Below are 17,499 nucleotides of genomic sequence, written 5' to 3' on the forward strand. Positions count from 1 at the left end.
AAACGTTTCATCGTCATCTACTATTTTTCATATAAAAAAGGGACCCAGTATTCACTGACCCCCTTCAAAAAACTATTCGACTGTCGAGACCGCCTCAGCGAGTGCTGCCTCTTCTTCATGATATTTCTCGACAAAGGCATCGAGTAACGCTCGTACCTCATCCGTCGATTTCGTTTCCATCAAGTTATGACGGAGCTCGCTCGCCCCACGGAATCCTTTGACATAAATCTTGAAGAAACGGTGCAAGTTCGAAATCGAACGCGGCACGTCTTCTTGGAATTTATCCTGAAGGTCCAGTTGCAGACGCAATAGATCAAGGTGTTCTTCCATCGAGTGTTCGCGAGGCTCTTTCTCGAACGCGAACGGGTTCTTGAAAATCCCGCGACCGATCATGACACCATCGACCCCGTATTTCTCAACGAGCTCGAGTCCCATTTGACGGTCGAGGATGTCCCCGTTGATGGTGATGAGCGTATCCGGGGCGATCTCGTCCCGCAACTTCACGATGTCCGGGATCATTTCCCAGTGCGCGTCGACTTTACTCATCTCATTGCGCGTGCGCAAGTGAATCGACAAGTTGGCGATGTCTTGTTTCAAGAGATGCGTCAACCAGTCACGCCACTCATCGAGCTTCGCGTAGCCGAGTCGCGTTTTGACGCTGACAGGGAGACCACCGGCTTTTGCTGCTTGAATGAGCTCAGCCGCAACTTCCGGACGGAGAATAAGACCGCTCCCCTTCCCACGTTTCGCCACGTTCGGGACCGGGCAACCCATATTGATATCGAGTCCTTTATAGCCCATCTCGGCCATCCCGATACTCATTTGACGGAAATATTCCGGATTGTCTCCCCAGATGTGGGCGACCATCGGCTGTTCGTCCTCAGTGAACGTCAAACGACCACGGAGGCTACCTTTTCCTTCCGGATGGCAATAGCTGTCCGAGTTCGCGAATTCTGTGAAGAAGACGTCCGGGCGTCCCGCGTGGGCGACGACATGACGGAAGACGACATCGGTCACATCTTCCATCGGGGCAAGTATAAAGAACGGACGCGGAAGGTCGCGCCAAAAGTTTTCTTTCATCGTAAAATCAGTTCCTTTCATCCATACAGTCCAACAAAATCACTCATCTATTCTATTATGTCCGTCGGATTGTATCAACTGACATTACTCATGATCCGTTTCTTTCGAGCGAATGAGTTGAAAAAAGTGCGGGAATCCTTCGGTCAATAAATAATGAAGCACACGATTCGTGTATTCCGGTTCAATCGTTCCCGTGCGAAGTAGCGTCTGGAGCACCATCCCGTCAATCCCGGCCATCGTCCATGTGGCGACCGCCTGAGTCATCGGCCCTTGCTCGACTCCGTAAGCCCGTACAAAGATCGCCTCAATCCGTGTAATCCAGTCTTGATATTTCTCTCTGAACTTTTGTTCGATGTCCTCATTGCCAATCATCGCTTCGTGGGCGAGATAAAATTGAAGTCGGCTCTCCGCATCTTTTTGAAGGCGCTCCTGCATACCTTCATAGATTTCCTGAATAATCACCGCCGCTTCCTTTCGATCGTCATGGGAGACGGTCTCAATGCGTTTTACCTCACCGAGCCCCTCGTCCATCACGTCATATAGAATCGCCTCTTTGGACGTGTAGTAATGATAAATCGCACCCGTACTGAATCCGGCCCGCTCCGCAATCCCTCGGAGCGTCGTGCCTTTGATGCCCTGTTCGACGATGATTTCACGCGCAGCTTGTAAGATTTTCAACTTTCCTTCGTTCATCATCATCTCGCACCCTCCTCTGTTTTCAACGCTCATTATACCATAATGATGTGGCAAACTTTCGACACTTCCATGTGAGCTCCCACCCCCTATTGACAGCGCTTACAATAGTTTGTTACACTTTTCACATAAACATAACGAACGTTCGGTATGTTTAGTCACTGCATTTATTTCTGTTTATCTCATTTTCGAAAGGAGTGTCATGTTATGTTTTTCTTCGAATCAATGCCTTGGTATAACGTCGTCATGTGGTTCGTCGTCCTTGGACTGCTGATGGGGTTTAACGAGTTCGTCCGTTCTGGTAAACGGGCGAGCCAACTTATGTTCATGGCGTTACCGATCGCACTGACTCCAATCTGGTTGTTTGTCGTCGATTCGGAAATCACGTCGTGGTTCCATTGGGTGAAGGTGTATTCGGCACTCGCCGGCGCGCTCATCTACATGGTCATCCGCTTCACGAACTACCATAAGAAACATCCTTGGTATTTAGTACTCGTCCCGGCCATTCTTGCCATCAATATCATGGAGGCCGTTATACGGGAGTTTCAAGTCGGCTTCATGGGATTTGATGGGGTCGTCGACGGTATGAATTACATCTCCGGTGGGTGGAACTACGTCAACGCCTTCGCCGGAATTTTGAACATCCTCACCATTTGTGGCTGGTTCGGTATCTTTGCGACGTCCGGTAAGCGAGTCGATATGATTTGGCCGGACCAGACGAAATTGTGGATCATCGCATATGGAATCTGGAACATCTCCTACGTCTATTCGTGTGCACCAGGTAACGCATTTTATTCCGGATTTGCGTTAAACATTGCCGCGACCATCCCTGCCCTCCTTTGGGCGAAAGGAACATGGATGCAGAACCGTGCCCAAACGCTCTCGATTTGGATGATGTGGGTCATGACCTTCCCTTACTTCTTTGCGGTCGGCAGTACGTTCAACGTGAGCGTCTCGTATAATCCGGCAGCGAACTGGACGCTCGCACTCATCAGTCTTGCCCTCAACGTCGTGCTCGCCGTCATGCAGGTATCACGTATTATGAAACGACGTCTCAACCCGTTGAAAGACGAGCTGTGGACCGATACTGAAGAATACAAACGAGTCGATGCGTTACGAGAAACAGAATCACCTAATCCTAAGACAGCATGAAAAAGACGAGCCGCGGCTCGTCTTTTGAGTTCCTAGAAATCAAGATGTTGTACGCTCAGAGTAGTCGCCTTTCCTCCAACCGTGACGTGTGAGATTTCTTCTCCTGCTACAGTTAGTTCTACCAAAATTTCTGACGGAAGTTTCATTCCATATCCTTGCTCCATGACAAGCGTAGACGACTTCTTCAAAACAAGAGATTGCTCGAACAGATAACAAGCCAGCGCACCGTTCGACGTTCCAGTGGCAGATTCTTCATCGATTCCATATAGTGGCGCAAAATTTCGTGTATGGGCGATGCCATCCTCCATCGTTTCAAGAGTGAAAAGATGGTACCCAACCACGTCAGATTGTCGACTGATTTCCTTCACTTTTTCGAAGTCCGGTTGAATAGACAATAGTTCAGTAAGCGATTTGATAGGAATCAGGATATCCCGGAGTCCAGTGAAACCGATCAGAATCGGAAAACGATCATCTAATACCTCAAGCGGAACCTTAAGTGAATCAGCAATTTCTTGATGATTTGTCACGGGTAAAAATTCTGGGAGTCGCTGCTGCATCATAATAGTCAAATCGTTTCGGATCTCGACCTCTAACACACCAGCTCTCGTCTCTTGTGTAAATCGTCCACTCCCAAGTAGACCTTGTTCTTTCAATACATGAAACGTTGCAATCGTTGCATGACCACAGAGGTCGACTTCCTCTTCAGGTGTGAAAAAACGGACGCGGACATCCGCATGATGCGATTGACTCACGAAGGCAGTCTCACTGTAACCGACCTTCTTCGCAATCTGTTTCATTTCTAATTCGGTTAAGGCATCTGCATGTAATACGACCCCAGCCGCATTCCCTCCTTCTCCATCTTTTGAAAAAGCATGGACAACATATACATCAATCGATAACATGTTTCAATCTCCTTTAGTCAATCTATAGGATTCTGCAAACTCAACTATACGTTATAATTGCAAGACGACATGATGAAAAATGGGGGGACTTTGATGATTATATGGATTAACGGTGCATTCGGCTCGGGCAAGACAACCTGTGCCAAGCTACTTGAGAAACAGTTGCCGAACGCGTTTCTCTATGACCCGGAACAAGTCGGCTTTTTCATTCGGAACCAATTGCCAAAAAGCCTTCAACAGCCCGATTTTCAGCACCATCCGGAATGGCGGGAGTTCAACTATCGGATGTTGTCGAAGATTGCCACGTCCTTCGATGGGGTCATCCTCGTTCCCATGACATTGGTGGACGCAATGTATGTAGACGAAATCATCGGTCGGCTTCAGCGGGACGGGATCGACGTACGTCATTTGATCCTCGAAGCGCATCGACAAACGCTCGTGAAACGATTGAATAAACGTTTCGAATGGTTCAACTCTTGGGGGAAAGCGCAGATTGTTCGCTGCCAGTCCGCATTTCAATCTGAAATCCATGCAGAAAAAATTGTAACAGATCACCTATCAAAACAAGATGTTGCGCGAGCGGTCGCCGATCATGTCGGTCTCACACTTGCCTCAAAATGATTCAGATTCATACATCGCTTCGGACGGCTCGTCTTCCCATCGGATGACGAGCTCACTTGAATGGGATAGACTCAGCTCCACCGCCTCACACATCATATCGGTCAACCACATGCAGCGGAACAATAGTTGCCGATATCCGTACAGTTCATCGATGATTTCGAAGCGCCCCATTTTAACAAACTGACCCAATTGTTCGATCGGACATACCGAATAAGACGATTCACCGAAGCGGACGAGCGACGAAGAATCCCGGTCTACGTTCGAGATTGTCACGACGGCACGTCCCGTCCATACCGCTTCTTTCTTGAACAAGTCACGGATGCCATCCGCAAAAACGAGACGGATTGTCGAACCCATAAAAGTCGCTTCCGTGATGACCGCGTCATGCAGGGAAAGCGGGACGTTACGAGTTCGAATCGTATATTGCTTCATTCAATCCCTCCTTTTTTGAAACACATAATTCTCAACTGACTTCGTATACATTGGACCTTTCATCGTCTTCTTCACTTCGGCTACATCGACGTCTTTCCCTTTCGGCAATCGGAAATAATCGTCGAGCCCTGTCTGAATGAGTTCATTTGTACTTCCCATGACCCCAATCAGCTCGAACGTTTTATCGAATTGCGCCAACGTCGCATCTCCATGGCTATCGTTACAGAGCAAGATGCCACGCGGCTTCAAATATTGTTTCGTCGCCTGACCGACAAACCCCGCATATTGCGAGATGATCAAGTCAACGGGTTCGATGTCGAGCGGCTGCGTATAGTCCTGACCAAAAAATTCAATCGTACACGGCTCATCATATTCCTTTCGTTGATCCATCAGCTCCTGTACCGTTTCAATTTGCTTGAAGAAACGAATCGTCCCTTTGAAACTGTCGACATAGATGACATGAGGGATGACGAGGGAAGGGGCGACGTCGACGTGACTCCCTGGATAGAGCGCCTGCTTTACGTCAAAAGTATCAGCAATCGTTTCATACACTTGTTTTCGGTCCCCGATTTTTTGTGCATACGTCTCATACATTTTTGTCACTTGTTCAAGATTCATCGATATCCCCCTAGTATAAATATCCAAGCAAATCGAGTGTTCCGTCGCTCCATCGTTTGTCTCCCACCTGACGAATCATCAATTCTTCAAACGACGCCTCCCCGATCCCTCGTATCGTCTGATTCTCGTCATTGATTTGAAGCCACGTGCATGTGTTAGATACCGTGTGAAACCCGATGCGTTCGTAGAGGTCTGGTCGGTCTGCGAATAACAGAAGAAAATCGATGGGGTACGTTTCCCCAAGAGCAATGACTTTTTCCATCAGTGCCCGTCCGACCCCACGTCCCCGAACTTCTTCCCGGACACACAGATCGATGATGCCGAGCACGTGAATCGATTCCCCGTTCATATTCATCACACGAAAGTCTAACCCGACTTGTCCAATGATCCGTTCGTCTTCATACGCGATGAGTCGGAAATGGGGTAATTGCTTGAAGTAGCGGCGATTCGGATAAATTGAGGGAAACGCATGTTGTAATAGCTCAGTTAGCTCCTTATCCATCGATTCTGATACGGTCATTTCGAGGTGTTGCTCGATTCTCATCTCTTCTCCCCTTCCGATTGAAGGCGTCCATACCGAACGACATGGACCCCGTTTGGCATCAGCTGTTGCTCAATCACGTCAAGTTGCAGTGGCAAGATGTTGCCGTCTGGGAAAAGTCGTTTGCCTGACCCGATGATGATGGGATACACGATCAGTCGAACTTCATCGATGAGATTGTTTGCGAGTAGCGTGTGCACGAGTTCCCCGCTTCCCCAGACGTGTAAATCGGGTCCCTCTTCTTGTTTGAGTCGTTTCAACGCTTCGACTGGCTCTGTCAGAAACGTCGTTGATTCCCATCGTGAGTCCGTTGACTGCCGCGTGACCACATACTTCATCGCCCGGTTGGCTTCCGGCCAAATGTCATCGTGATTCGGCCAATAACTCGCCCACTGATCATATGTCTTTCGACCGAGCAACAAATCAAACTCACTATGCATTTGCGTCCGAATCCAAATTCCAAGCTCTTGACTCGAAAACGGCTCCGTCCATCCCCCATGCATGAAATCCCCACTCAAATCTTCTTCTCTCCCACCTGGTGCTTGAATCACACCGTCTAACGACAGGTGTTCCAGAACAATGATTTTCCTCATCTCCGACTCTCCTTTCGACTGTTTGCAAAAAAAGCCCCCGATTGATTCAATCGAAGGCATGATACATTCATCTTATTCTACTTTCTCCAACCACGCCACCGTCTCCACATGCGCCGTATGCGGGAACATGTCGACCGGTGTCACTTCCATCAAGCGATAGCCACGGTCGGCGAGGTAACGCATATCACGCGCCTGTGTTGCGACGTTACAGGAGACGTATACGATTCGCTTCGGTCCCATCTCGACCATCGTCTCAAGGAACGATTCGGCACATCCTTTACGTGGTGGATCGACGACGATCACATCCGGGTTCACACCGTCTTTCTTCCACTCTGGAAGCACATCTTCCGCCGCACCACATGCGTACGTCACGTTATCGATCTCATTGACGAGCGCATTCTGTTTCGCGTCTTCAATCGCTTCCGGTACGACTTCGACACCGTACACATGCGCTGCTTTCCGAGCAAGGAACAGACTGATCGTCCCGATGCCGCAATAGGCATCGACGACTTGTTCCGTACCTGACAGTTGTGCGTACTCCAGCGCTTTCCCGTACAACTTCTCCGTTTGGACCGGGTTGACTTGGAAGAACGAGTGCGGAGAAATCGTGAATGTGAGTCCTGCGATTTTATCCTCAATCGTCTCATGACCATAGAGCAACTTGTTCGTCGCTCCGAGGATGACGTTCGTCTTGTCCGGGTTGACGTTTTGCATGATCGACGTCACGTCTGGGAGACGCTCGACGATATCGGCGACGATCTCATTCACGCCTTTTAATTTCGTCGTCTTCGTGATAAGGACGATCATGAGTTCACCCGAATGGTACCCGTAACGGGCCATGACGTGACGGATGACCCCACGTCCTGTCTTCTCGTCATACGCCGGCACACCGCGAGCATCCAACACATCACGGACGACTTGGATCGCCTGATCATTGCGCTCATCTTGAATCAAACATTCGCTCATCTCGACGATATCATGGGAACGAGGACGATAGAAGCCTGAAACGAGACGGTCTCCTTCTTGTTTGAACGGGACTTGCGCCTTGTTGCGGTAGCGCCAAGGTTCTGGCATCCCGATCGTGTCATGGACCGGCACGTCGAACTGACCAAGACGCTTGAGCGCATCGACGACACGTTCTCGTTTCTGGCGAAGTTGTCCTTCATAACTGAAGTGTTGCAGCTGACAGCCGCCACACTGATAAAAAATCGGGCACGGTGGCTCGACGCGGTCGGCGCTCGCTTCTTTCACGTTCAACAATCGGGCGAACCCATACTGCTTGTTCGTCTTCGTCACGACGATTTCGACCGTCTCACCCGGTAACGCGTTCGGGACGAACAACGTATAGCCGTCGACACGTGCCACACCCGCCCCTTCATGGGTCAAGTCGTGGACGTGGACGTCGAGACGATCATTCTTTTTCACTGGTAGCATACGAATGCTCCTTCCATTGCAAATAGGAATGACAGATGTCGTCATTCCTATCTTTTCACTCTGCTTTATCGAGCGAAACATTGAACAATTGCTTGATCATCTGTTCGCGTTCATATTGTGCATTCAAATCTTCCATCTCGCGAATTCGGGCGTTCGGCGCGAGCACCGTCAAGTGACGGAATAAGTTCCGCATTTCACCTGTGCATTCCCCGCCGTACTCACCGTCGATGTTGAGACTCATCGGCTCGGTCGTCTTCATCCGGACGCGGCTCGTCTTCACATGCTCGACGAGTGAGCTTGATAAGTGCTCACCCCGAAGGAGTAAACGGACGACGTGGATGAATTCGAACAAGTTACATTTCCGCAAAATGAACAGATCGAACAACCCGTCATTCAACGACGCGTGTGGTGAGATTTTTTCAAATCCACCGACCGAGTTCGAGTTCGATGTGAGGAAGACCATGACCTCGCCTTGGAACGTTCCTTCATCGTGTTCGAGCTCGATATACGTCGGTTTGATGAGAGGCAGTTTCTCCATCCCTTTCACGTAATACGCGAGCTGCCCGAGTGCTGTCTTCAACTTCGATGGCACCTCATACGAGAGCTCGGTCATGATGCCGCCACCGGCGATATTGATGAAATAGTGAATGTCACCTTTCTCGCCTTCGATTTCCCCAAGGTCGACCGGCATCTCGAATCCGTCACAGATGACGTCGAGTGCACCGACCACACTTAGTGGAATCCGCATCGCCCGGGCAAAGTCGTTCGTCGTCCCGACCGGAATGAGTCCGATCGTCGGACGATTCTCTAGCGGGGCGAGCCCTGAGATGACTTCGTTCAATGTCCCGTCTCCGCCTGCGGCGATGATGAGGTCGAACTCGGCCGCTGAGGCCCGTTTTGCTTCGAGCGTGGCATCACCAATCGCTTTCGTCGCATACGTCGACGTCTCATAACCCGCATCCTCGAGGCGGTTCAAAATGTACGGGAGTTCCCGTTTGATCACTTCTTTACCAGATGTCGGGTTATAAATGACCCGCGCACGTTTCCGTTGCATATTGATTCTCTCCCCTATGCTCAACTCGAGCGAAAAGCGAGACACAAGTGTCTCGCCGCCTGCTTAGCGTTTTGCGATCTCTTCGTGGAACAAGCCATCGAGGAGTGCCGGGTTCGCCATCCCTTTCGTCTGTTTCATGATTTGGCCGATGATGAAGCCTTTCGCACGGTCTTTCCCGTTCTTGAAGTCTTCGATCATTTGCGGATGCGCCTCGAACAATTCGAGGATGTAGCCACGGAGTAAGTTCTCGTCCGAGATTTGGGCGAGTCCGTTCGCTTCCACATACGCTTTCGGATCAGCGCCTTCTTCCATCATCGCCGTGAAGACACGCTTCGCGATTTTCGATGAAATCGTCCCTTCTGCGATCAAGCGGATGAGCTCGGCGAGTGATTCCGGTGTCAACTTCATCGTCTCGACCGTTTCATTCGACTTGTTCAAGTGACCGAGCACTTCACCCATGAGCCAGTTCGCTGCCGCTTTCGGCTCCGCACCGGCCGCTGTCGTCGCTTCGAAGAAGTCCGAGAACTCTCGCGTTGACGTGAGGGCTTTTGCGTCGTATGCCGAGAGACCGTATTGGCTCATGTAGCGTTCACGACGAGCTGCCGGCATCTCTGGAATCGTCGCGCGGATGCGCTCTTTCCATGCCTCATCGATTTCGAGACGGACGAGGTCCGGTTCTGGGAAGTAACGGTAGTCCGCTGCCCCTTCTTTAACACGCATGAGAATCGTCTTTTTCGCCGCTTCGTCGTAACGGAGCGTCTCTTGACGCATGACGCCACCTGAAAGAAGCAATTTGCGATGACGCGTCTCTTCATAGTCGAGTGCCTTTAAGACGTTTGAGAACGAGTTCAAGTTCTTGAGCTCTGTCTTCGTACCGAACTTCTCCTGCCCGAATGGACGGACCGAGATGTTACAGTCACAGCGAAGTGACCCCTCTTCCATCTTGACGTCCGAGACGCCAGCGAACGAGAGGACTTCTTTCAAACGCTCGAGATACGCGACCGCATCTTTCGGTGAGCGCATGTCTGCCTCACTGACAATCTCGATGAGTGGTGAACCGGTCCGGTTGAAGTCGACGACCGAGTGCTTCTCGCCCGTGTGGTTCATCTTCCCGGCATCTTCTTCCAAGTGCACGCGCTCGATGCGGAATCGTTTCATCTCTCCGTCTACTTCGACGTCGACGTGACCGTTTGAACCGATCGGCTTATCAAACTGCGAGATTTGATATGCTTTCGGCGTGTCAGGGTAGAAGTAGTTCTTGCGGTCGAACTTCGTATCTGTCGCAATCTCACAGTTGAGTGCCATTGCCGCTTTGATGGCGAGGTTGACCGCTTCTTCGTTCAATTTAGGCAAGACGCCTGGGTGTCCGAGACAAATCGGACACGTCTGTGTATTCGTTTCGGCACCGTAAGTGCGTGAGCAGCCACACCAAATCTTCGACTTCGTGCTCAGCTCGGCGTGCACCTCGATCCCGATGATCGTTTCAAAGTTCATCGTACGTCCTCCTTAGAGCTGTGGCATCTTGAAACCGCCGTTTGCTTGTTCAAAAGCATGGGCCACGCGGTAAAGTGTTGATTCATCAAAGTAGTTCCCGATAATTTGAAGACCGACCGGAAGTCCTTCTGAAAGACCTGCCGGGACCGAAATGGCCGGGATACCGACCAAGTTGACCGGAATCGTCATGATATCGTTCGCATACATCGTGAGCGGATCGTCGAGCTGTTCGCCGAGTTTGAAAGCTGTCGTCGGAGCAGTTGGTCCAACGATGGCATCATACTCTTCGAACACTTTCGCGAAGTCCTGCTTCATGAGGGTACGGACTTGTTGGGCTTTCTTGTAGAACGCATCATAGTAACCAGAGCTGAGGGCATAAGTCCCGAGCATGATCCGGCGTTTGACCTCGTCCCCGAACCCTTGTTCACGCGAATATGTGAACACTTCGTCGAGCGTGTCCGCTTCGGCGCGACGTCCATAACGGATACCGTCGAAACGAGCCAAGTTCGAAGAAGCTTCTGACGACGCGAGCAAGTAGTACGCCGAGAGGGCATACTTCACAGACGGAATCGAAACCGTCTCGATTGTCGCACCGAGAGACTTGAGCGTCTCGATCGCTTTTTCAATCTGTTCACGGACGCCAGGCGCGACACCTTCTGCCATGAACTCTTCCGGAAGTGCGAACTTCATGCCCGTCAAATCCTGGTTGAGCGCTGCCGTATAGTCCGGCACCTCGACCTCAGCCGACGTCGAGTCCATGTCGCAATGACCCGCAATCGTATTCAATAAGTAAGCATTGTCTTCGACCGTGCGCGTGAGCGGGCCGATTTGATCAAGTGACGACGCGAAGGCGACGAGACCGAAACGTGAGACGAGACCGTATGTCGGCTTCATCCCAACGACACCACAATACGCGGCTGGTTGACGAATCGAACCACCCGTATCCGAACCGAGGCTGAAGAGGACTTGCCCAGCTGCGACCGATGCTGCTGAACCGCCTGAAGAACCTCCTGGTACACGAGTCGGATCCCATGGGTTACGGACAGGCTTGAACGCCGAGTTCTCGTTTGATGAACCCATCGCGAACTCGTCCATGTTCAACTTCCCGATTGTGAGGGCACCCGCATCATGAAGACGCTCGACGACCGTCGCATCGTGTGCCGGGACGAAGTTCTCGAGGAACGTCGAGGCACATGTCGTCCGCATCCCTTTTGTAACGATGTTGTCTTTCACACCGATCGGCATGCCGAAAAGCGGGTTGTCTGACGTTTTTGCGAGCTCATCCATGCGCTTCGCTTGCTCAAACGCATCCTCATTGAGCGTCAAAAACGCACCGATTTGATCATCCGTCGCTTCGATGCGGTCGAACGACTCTTTGACGAGGTCCGTGACCGTGACTTCGCCTTCTTTTAATAACGTATGCAGTTTCGCTACACCGTGGTCAAATAAACTCATGAAAGGCCTCCTTACTCAAAGACCGCAGGGACACGGACTTGACCGTTCTCCCAGTCAGGTGCCATCCGTTCGACTTCCTCACGTGGAAGCGATGGACGGACCTCGTCTTTGCGTAGTACGTTTTTCAAATCTAGGGCATGGGTCGTCGGTTCGACGCCCGTTGTATCCAGCTCATCGAGTTGCTCGGCGAACTCGAGAATTTTTGTCAATTGCTCCGTGAAGTGCGTCACTTCTTCATCCGTAATCGCAAGTCGGGCAAGTCCGGCGACGTGCCGAACTTCAGCTTCTGTAATACGAGCCAAAATTCCCACCTCCAACAGTTTTCAATACATCGTTCATTATCATACCACTTTTTCATAAGACAAAAAAGGAAATCTATCTTGTGAGAAAATGTCTCCTTTTTGAGAAACTAGGGAAATCTTCTCCGAATATTGACCCGCTTTCGAAATCAGCTATACGGTCGATGTGCGATTCTGATTATGCTAATGGTAGAAAAGATTCGTAAGGAGGAATCGTATGTCGATTCGGAATAAACTCATCACTGCGTTTAGCATCATGTTTGTGCTACTCCTCGGTGTAAGCGGTTACTCATGGTACGCCTTGAACGCATCAAAAGCAGCTCAAGAAGACATGACCGTTTCCTGGGTGCCAGGCATGGACCAGATTCATCAAGTCGATAAGCAACTGCTCGAAATCCGTCGTCATTTGATTCGTCACGCTCTCGTGGATGACGCCGTGACGAAACAAAACATCGAACGGGATATTCAAGCATCCGTCGCCATTTTGGAACAACGGATGGACGGCTATGAAGCGACGATTATCATGGAAGAAGATCAACAGCTCTTCGATGAAGCCCGTGCGAATTGGGATAACTTCCAAACGGTCATGAATGAACTCATTCGTATTTCGAATGAAGACGGTACAGAGGCCGCAGAAGCGTATATTCGCGATACAGCGGATGCAAGCGCTGACACGCTCTCGAACTCTCTCGGTCTACTCGTCAACTTGAACCGGGAAGAAATTCAGACGGACACAGCGGCGGCGGCTAAGTCGTTTGAACAAGTACAACTCACACTATTCATCGTCCTTGGGGTCGCGGCTGTCATGACGATCCTCATGATGCTCTTCATCTTCCGCTCCATCTTTGAACCACTCAAAGAGTTCAAGACGAAGATGCGTGAGCTCGCCACGAGCGAAGGCGATTTGACGACGTCAATCCCTGTGAAGCGCCGCGATGAGTTCGCCGGACTCGCACGCGACTTTAACCAGTTCATCGCCAACTTGCGTCAGTTGATTCTTCAAGTGAACGACGTGACGACTGGCGTGTCAAAACAATCAACCCATATGTACGAAGAGTTGAAAGAACTTGATACGTACATGACGACGACCGCTGCGACGACAGAGGATTTGACCGCCGGTATGCAACAGACGGCGGCGAGCGCTCAAGAGATGAACGCTTCCGCCTCGGATATGGAGCGGACGATTCATCATATCGTGACGATGGCCGATGAGCGGAAAACCGAAGCGAGACAAATCGATGAGCGTGCCCTCTCCCTCAAGTCACATGCGGTAGAGGCGAAAGAGAATGCCATCAGCGTCCTTCAGTCGACACGCACAAACTTAGAGAAAGCGATGCAAGATGCGAAAGCCGTGCGTGAGATCGCGACGCTCACGAACGACATCCTCGATATCGCCGCGCAGACGAACCTATTATCACTCAATGCTTCGATCGAAGCGGCACGTGCCGGAGAGGCCGGACGTGGATTCGCCGTCGTCGCCGACGAGATTCGAAAACTCGCCGAAACGAGCCGGGCGACCGTCGAACGCATTCAAGTCATCTCGACGACCGTTCTTCATTCGGTCGATCATTTGAATGAAAGCTCTGGACAGATGCTCCACTTCCTCGACACGAACGTCTTGAAAGATTATGACCAACTTGAAGAGGCAGCCGGACAATATAGCGAGGACGCAGGTCGCTTCGAAACGACTGCGACCGAGTTCGCTGCCGCTGCCGGGGAGCTCGAACAATTGACGTCGAACATGATCGGTGTCATCCAGGACGTTGCGACGACCGTCAACAACGGAGCGCTCGGTACGCAGGAAATTGCTGAAAAAGTGACGATGTCCGTCGAACGCTTCGCCGAGTTGAACCATGCGACGGAACAGTCGCAACAAAAGATGGAAGAACTTGATTCACTGATTCGCCAATTCAAGGTATGACAAAAACCCGCCGACACGTGCTGTCCGGCGGGTTTTCTCATCAAGCGGCAGAGGACTGCCCTACTTTTTTCCGTTCGAGTTCGAATCGTTTTGTCTCGGCGACGACCACACCGGAGAGGAACAAGAGTCCAATCAAGTTCGGGATAGCCATGAGACCGTTGAACACATCCGAGATGGACCAGATCAAATTCAAGTTCGTCGTCATCGCACCGAGTCCCGCGACTAAAATGTAGAGGACACGATATGGGACGATCACTTTTTCCCCGAGTAAATAATACGCTGAACGTTCCCCGTAATAACACCAACCGAGGACGGTTGAGTAGGCGAAGAAGACAAGCGAGATCGTCACGATGATTTCACCAATAGGTCCTAAGAAGTAAGCGAACGAGGCTTGCGTCAAGGCAATCCCTTCAAGCCCTTCCGTATATTGACCACCCATAACGATCGTGAGTCCCGTGATAGAACAGACGATGAGTGTGTCGATCAACACTTGTGTCATCGAAACGAGTGCTTGACGTCCCGGGAAGTCGGTCTTCGCTGCTGCGGCCGCAATCGGTGCAGATCCAAGTCCTGCCTCGTTAGAGAACACACCGCGCGCGACCCCGTAGCGAATCGCGGCACCTAACGCACCCCCACCGATGGCTTCAGCACTGAATGTGCTCGAGAACATTGTCGATAAGGCACCTGGTACCAAATCAAGGTTCATGATGAGAATCACGAGCCCACTCCCGACATATGCGAAAATCATGAACGGGACGAAGATTCCGACGACTTTTCCGATTGATTTGACACCACCTAAGATGACGAATGCCGTGACCGCCATCATGACGATCCCTGTCACAACCATTGGGATGTTGAACGAGTTGTTCAAGGCGAGACTGATCGAGTTCGTTTGGACCCCGTTCCCAATCCCAAAGGCTGCGACCGATGCAAAGACGGCGAACAAGACGCCGAGCCACTTTTTCTTTAGTCCGTGTTCTAAGTAATACATCGGACCCCCGGCAATCTCACCGCGTTCATCGACGACACGATATTTGACCGCCAGGATAGCCTCAGCGTATTTCGTCGCCATCCCGACGAAACCAGATAACCACATCCAAACGACAGCACCCGGTCCCCCGAGGACAATCGCCGTCGCGACACCGACCATGTTTCCGGTACCGACCGTGGCCGCCAATGCCGTCATAAGTGCTTGGAAATGCGAGATGTCCCCACGTTGCTTTTTCTTCGGTTGTTCTGGTTTTGGTATAAATGCCTCTTTCAGACCGACCCCAAGTCGCGTCACTTGGATAAATCCGAGACGGACGGTCAGGAAAATCCCTGTCCCGACGAGTAATATGAGTAAATGTGGCCCCCAGACGAGATTGGATAAACTCGTCAGCCAACTTTCAATTTGATTCACCGTGTTGCTCTCCTCCTACGTTCTTGATTTGAGCGCTCTCCCTATATTTTTCAGAACATTCACAATCGAGTCAAGGTACACCGCCTAAAGAAAGCGTTTTCAACACGTTATATAATTGTAATATTTTCCTTGAACCCTTATTCTTAAAAGCTTCTTAAAATTTATTTCGAAATATGATTGTAATATATATTCAAGTGCATGAGCCCGGATTTCATGATCACTACGAACCGTTAATCGATAGACTACATCTCAATCAGAAATGGAGTGGTTGCAACCGTATAAAGCACGCTCGAAGCGGCTTGATAGCAGCGACCGAGTCGCGATGCGCTGCCCTGCTTGCTCCTAGGAAAGTGAGCCGGCACAAAAAAGACTGTAGACCCATGCGTTGTCTACAGTCTGAAACCGTTCATGACTTTTCCTTCCGTTTCTCGTTTTACGAACGAATAGCAGCCACGACTTCTTCGACGTGACCTTTCACTTTGACGTTGCGCCACTCCTCTTCGATATAGCCGTCCTCGTTGATCAAGAAAGTCGAACGGACGATGCCGTAATATTCTTTCCCGTAATTTTTCTTCAACTGCCAGACGCCGTAAAGCTCGGACACTTTATGTTCCTCGTCCACGAGTAAATCAAATGGGAGGTCATTCTTGGCGATAAAGTTTTGATGTTTCTTTTGACTGTCGGCCGATACCCCAAGGACGACCGCGCCTTCCATCTTCGGCAACGCATCGCGGAAATCGCATGCCTCGGTCGTGCAACCAGGTGTCGAATCTCGAGGATAGAAGTATAAGACGACTTTCTTGCCGAGATAGTCCTTTAATGAAACCATCTCTCCGTTTTGGTTCGGTAATGAAAATGTTGGTGCGAGCATCTGCTGTTCCTCCTTAGCCAAACGATGGGTCGACAAGTTGTTCGTCATAGCCATCGATCGCTTCTTCTAATTTTGTCTTTAACGGGTCAAGCACTTCGATATACTCGACTGGATCTTCCGTTGCAGCCGCTTTTCGGAGCGTCTCCTCGTTATCGGTGTACCACGTCTCATACGCTTTGAAATAGTCGGTCATGATGGTTTGGTTCTCCTCGACCGTCAACGTTTCCGCCATGAGCAGGAAGACGTTATTGTCTGCCTCGAGCGCCATATAGTCCGTCTGTGCGTTGACTTGGTCATAGATCGGACCAGCCTCATCTTCCGGAATCTCGGCGAGACGGGCGTTCGCTTCGGCATTCACTCCGTACTCGTTCGCCTGGACACCGATGAGTAACTCTCCGACCTCGGCAATCACGTCTTTTGGTAAAGCGGCCGGTGTGATGACTAGTGACCACTCATCCCCTTCCTTCACAGCGATTTTACTGAGTCGGTTCGGGAGCGGGTTCCCTTCTTCATCGATCATCTCATGGACAAGGAACGCCACGTCTTCCTCTTCGTTGACCCAGCTCTTATAAATCTCACCAGGAGACAATTGACGGGTGACGGCACCAGTCGCCGGAATCTCGGTCAACCGGCCAGCATAATCAATTGATGCGAGTGCCTCAGCGTCTCCAGACTCAAGTGCCGTCTGATAGTCTGCGTACACGTTCGTGACAGCGTCCGGCAATGCGCGGTCTGTCTCTTCTATCACCGTCTCTTCCTCGTTCCCACATGCCCCGAGCATGAAGACGAGGAGTAGCGGAATGAACCATTTTTTCATGTTGTTCGTCCTTTCTAAAGCCGTGTTCTCCCCCATCCTATCACGTCTCGATTTCTTGCTCCAATGCCATGTGTTTCTGGAAAATTGTTTCACTAGGATTTCTACGATAATTTCGATACA

Annotated in this window: 18 protein-coding genes; 3 read left to right on the plus strand and 15 right to left on the minus strand. The window is 50.7% G+C overall.

The features are described 5' to 3' along the window. Positions 1 to 72 precede the first annotated feature (72 nt). Together KNO78_RS07760 and KNO78_RS07765 are read right to left on the minus strand one after the other, a co-directional pair. Positions 73 to 1,080 (minus strand): tRNA dihydrouridine synthase, encoded by a 1,008-nt coding sequence (locus tag KNO78_RS07760; RefSeq protein WP_374193976.1) that lies wholly within the window; start codon positions 1,078 to 1,080, stop codon positions 73 to 75. Between the two features lie 84 nt (positions 1,081 to 1,164). Further along, positions 1,165 to 1,779, minus strand: coding sequence for a TetR/AcrR family transcriptional regulator (locus tag KNO78_RS07765; RefSeq protein WP_214690597.1), 615 nt, complete (start codon positions 1,777 to 1,779; stop codon positions 1,165 to 1,167). A gap of 201 nt (positions 1,780 to 1,980) precedes the next feature. Between KNO78_RS07765 and KNO78_RS07770 the strand changes: the two genes are divergently transcribed. Next, the gene (locus tag KNO78_RS07770; RefSeq protein ID WP_074036132.1) at positions 1,981 to 2,925 is read left to right on the plus strand and encodes a DUF5692 family protein; all 945 of its coding nucleotides are present in this window, start codon (positions 1,981 to 1,983) and stop codon (positions 2,923 to 2,925) included. A gap of 32 nt (positions 2,926 to 2,957) precedes the next feature. Here KNO78_RS07770 and KNO78_RS07775 read toward each other — a convergent pair whose 3' ends face one another. Next, positions 2,958 to 3,827 (minus strand): PhzF family phenazine biosynthesis protein, encoded by an 870-nt coding sequence (locus KNO78_RS07775; RefSeq protein ID WP_214690596.1) that lies wholly within the window; start codon positions 3,825 to 3,827, stop codon positions 2,958 to 2,960. 93 nt (positions 3,828 to 3,920) lie between these two features. On the opposite strand from KNO78_RS07775, the gene KNO78_RS07780 reads away from it, so the two are divergent. Continuing rightward, positions 3,921 to 4,448, plus strand: coding sequence for an AAA family ATPase (locus KNO78_RS07780; protein WP_214690595.1), 528 nt, complete (start codon positions 3,921 to 3,923; stop codon positions 4,446 to 4,448). On the opposite strand, the gene KNO78_RS07785 is transcribed toward KNO78_RS07780, so the two are convergent. The 9 genes from KNO78_RS07785 to gatC all read right to left on the minus strand — a co-directional run bounded on the left by KNO78_RS07785 (position 4,440) and on the right by gatC (position 12,371). Continuing rightward, the gene (locus KNO78_RS07785; RefSeq protein ID WP_214690594.1) at positions 4,440 to 4,880 is read right to left on the minus strand and encodes a hypothetical protein; all 441 of its coding nucleotides are present in this window, start codon (positions 4,878 to 4,880) and stop codon (positions 4,440 to 4,442) included. The genes KNO78_RS07780 and KNO78_RS07785 overlap by 9 nt on opposite strands. Next, complete coding sequence (locus KNO78_RS07790; RefSeq protein WP_214690593.1) at positions 4,881 to 5,498, minus strand: hypothetical protein; 618 nt, start codon at positions 5,496 to 5,498, stop codon at positions 4,881 to 4,883. 10 nt (positions 5,499 to 5,508) lie between these two features. After that, positions 5,509 to 6,042: a GNAT family N-acetyltransferase gene (locus KNO78_RS07795; RefSeq protein WP_214690592.1), complete on the minus strand. Its 534-nt coding sequence runs from the start codon at positions 6,040 to 6,042 to the stop codon at positions 5,509 to 5,511. Further along, a complete protein-coding gene (locus KNO78_RS07800) occupies positions 6,039 to 6,632 on the minus strand; it encodes a dihydrofolate reductase family protein (RefSeq protein WP_214690591.1) in 594 nt (197 codons plus the stop codon). Before KNO78_RS07800 ends, KNO78_RS07795 begins: the two co-directional genes overlap by 4 nt. A gap of 72 nt (positions 6,633 to 6,704) precedes the next feature. Next, a complete protein-coding gene (rlmD, locus tag KNO78_RS07805; protein WP_214690590.1) occupies positions 6,705 to 8,066 on the minus strand; it encodes a 23S rRNA (uracil(1939)-C(5))-methyltransferase RlmD in 1,362 nt (453 codons plus the stop codon). Between the two features lie 55 nt (positions 8,067 to 8,121). Continuing rightward, positions 8,122 to 9,120 (minus strand): diacylglycerol kinase, encoded by a 999-nt coding sequence (locus KNO78_RS07810; RefSeq protein ID WP_012727038.1) that lies wholly within the window; start codon positions 9,118 to 9,120, stop codon positions 8,122 to 8,124. 63 nt (positions 9,121 to 9,183) lie between these two features. Then, on the minus strand, positions 9,184 to 10,614 hold the full coding sequence (gene gatB / locus KNO78_RS07815; protein ID WP_211782444.1) for an Asp-tRNA(Asn)/Glu-tRNA(Gln) amidotransferase subunit GatB: 1,431 nt from the start codon (positions 10,612 to 10,614) through the stop codon (positions 9,184 to 9,186). Between the two features lie 12 nt (positions 10,615 to 10,626). Continuing rightward, positions 10,627 to 12,069, minus strand: a complete 1,443-nt coding sequence (gatA, locus tag KNO78_RS07820; RefSeq protein ID WP_074036114.1) for an Asp-tRNA(Asn)/Glu-tRNA(Gln) amidotransferase subunit GatA — start codon at positions 12,067 to 12,069, stop codon at positions 10,627 to 10,629. Positions 12,070 to 12,080: 11 nt separating this feature from the next. Next, the gene (gatC, locus tag KNO78_RS07825; RefSeq protein ID WP_012727041.1) at positions 12,081 to 12,371 is read right to left on the minus strand and encodes an Asp-tRNA(Asn)/Glu-tRNA(Gln) amidotransferase subunit GatC; all 291 of its coding nucleotides are present in this window, start codon (positions 12,369 to 12,371) and stop codon (positions 12,081 to 12,083) included. A 214-nt stretch (positions 12,372 to 12,585) separates the two neighbouring features. On the opposite strand from gatC, the gene KNO78_RS07830 reads away from it, so the two are divergent. Continuing rightward, complete coding sequence (locus KNO78_RS07830; protein WP_214690589.1) at positions 12,586 to 14,289, plus strand: methyl-accepting chemotaxis protein; 1,704 nt, start codon at positions 12,586 to 12,588, stop codon at positions 14,287 to 14,289. 40 nt (positions 14,290 to 14,329) lie between these two features. Here the strand turns inward: KNO78_RS07830 and KNO78_RS07835 are convergent, their stop codons facing one another. The 3 genes from KNO78_RS07835 to KNO78_RS07845 form a co-directional block, all read right to left on the minus strand. Continuing rightward, complete coding sequence (locus tag KNO78_RS07835) at positions 14,330 to 15,691, minus strand: alanine/glycine:cation symporter family protein (RefSeq protein WP_214690588.1); 1,362 nt, start codon at positions 15,689 to 15,691, stop codon at positions 14,330 to 14,332. 433 nt (positions 15,692 to 16,124) lie between these two features. Then, positions 16,125 to 16,562, minus strand: a complete 438-nt coding sequence (gene bcp / locus KNO78_RS07840; RefSeq protein ID WP_214691256.1) for a thioredoxin-dependent thiol peroxidase — start codon at positions 16,560 to 16,562, stop codon at positions 16,125 to 16,127. Between the two features lie 13 nt (positions 16,563 to 16,575). Continuing rightward, positions 16,576 to 17,379, minus strand: coding sequence for a hypothetical protein (locus KNO78_RS07845; RefSeq protein WP_214690587.1), 804 nt, complete (start codon positions 17,377 to 17,379; stop codon positions 16,576 to 16,578). Positions 17,380 to 17,499 lie beyond the last annotated feature (120 nt).

This window comes from Exiguobacterium sp. s132 (assembly GCF_018617235.1).
GTDB classification, from domain to species: Bacteria; Bacillota; Bacilli; order Exiguobacteriales; family Exiguobacteriaceae; genus Exiguobacterium; species Exiguobacterium profundum.

Bases quoted from the DNA above. Each gene is read 5' to 3' on its own strand.
- KNO78_RS07765 (WP_214690597.1), bottom strand. From the start codon at position 1,779: ATGATGATGAACGAAGGAAAGTTGAAAATCTTACAAGCTGCGCGTGAA.
- KNO78_RS07800 (WP_214690591.1), bottom strand. From the start codon at position 6,632: ATGAGGAAAATCATTGTTCTGGAACACCTGTCGTTAGACGGTGTGATT.
- gatB (WP_211782444.1), bottom strand. From the start codon at position 10,614: ATGAACTTTGAAACGATCATCGGGATCGAGGTGCACGCCGAGCTGAGC.
- KNO78_RS07780 (WP_214690595.1), top strand. From the start codon at position 3,921: ATGATTATATGGATTAACGGTGCATTCGGCTCGGGCAAGACAACCTGT.
- bcp (WP_214691256.1), bottom strand. From the start codon at position 16,562: ATGCTCGCACCAACATTTTCATTACCGAACCAAAACGGAGAGATGGTT.
- KNO78_RS07775 (WP_214690596.1), bottom strand. From the start codon at position 3,827: ATGTTATCGATTGATGTATATGTTGTCCATGCTTTTTCAAAAGATGGA.
- KNO78_RS07845 (WP_214690587.1), bottom strand. From the start codon at position 17,379: ATGAAAAAATGGTTCATTCCGCTACTCCTCGTCTTCATGCTCGGGGCA.
- KNO78_RS07760 (WP_374193976.1), bottom strand. From the start codon at position 1,080: ATGAAAGAAAACTTTTGGCGCGACCTTCCGCGTCCGTTCTTTATACTT.
- KNO78_RS07830 (WP_214690589.1), top strand. From the start codon at position 12,586: ATGTCGATTCGGAATAAACTCATCACTGCGTTTAGCATCATGTTTGTG.
- KNO78_RS07790 (WP_214690593.1), bottom strand. From the start codon at position 5,498: ATGAATCTTGAACAAGTGACAAAAATGTATGAGACGTATGCACAAAAA.
- KNO78_RS07770 (WP_074036132.1), top strand. From the start codon at position 1,981: ATGTTTTTCTTCGAATCAATGCCTTGGTATAACGTCGTCATGTGGTTC.
- KNO78_RS07795 (WP_214690592.1), bottom strand. From the start codon at position 6,042: ATGAGAATCGAGCAACACCTCGAAATGACCGTATCAGAATCGATGGAT.
- KNO78_RS07810 (WP_012727038.1), bottom strand. From the start codon at position 9,120: ATGCAACGGAAACGTGCGCGGGTCATTTATAACCCGACATCTGGTAAA.
- rlmD (WP_214690590.1), bottom strand. From the start codon at position 8,066: ATGCTACCAGTGAAAAAGAATGATCGTCTCGACGTCCACGTCCACGAC.
- gatA (WP_074036114.1), bottom strand. From the start codon at position 12,069: ATGAGTTTATTTGACCACGGTGTAGCGAAACTGCATACGTTATTAAAA.
- KNO78_RS07785 (WP_214690594.1), bottom strand. From the start codon at position 4,880: ATGAAGCAATATACGATTCGAACTCGTAACGTCCCGCTTTCCCTGCAT.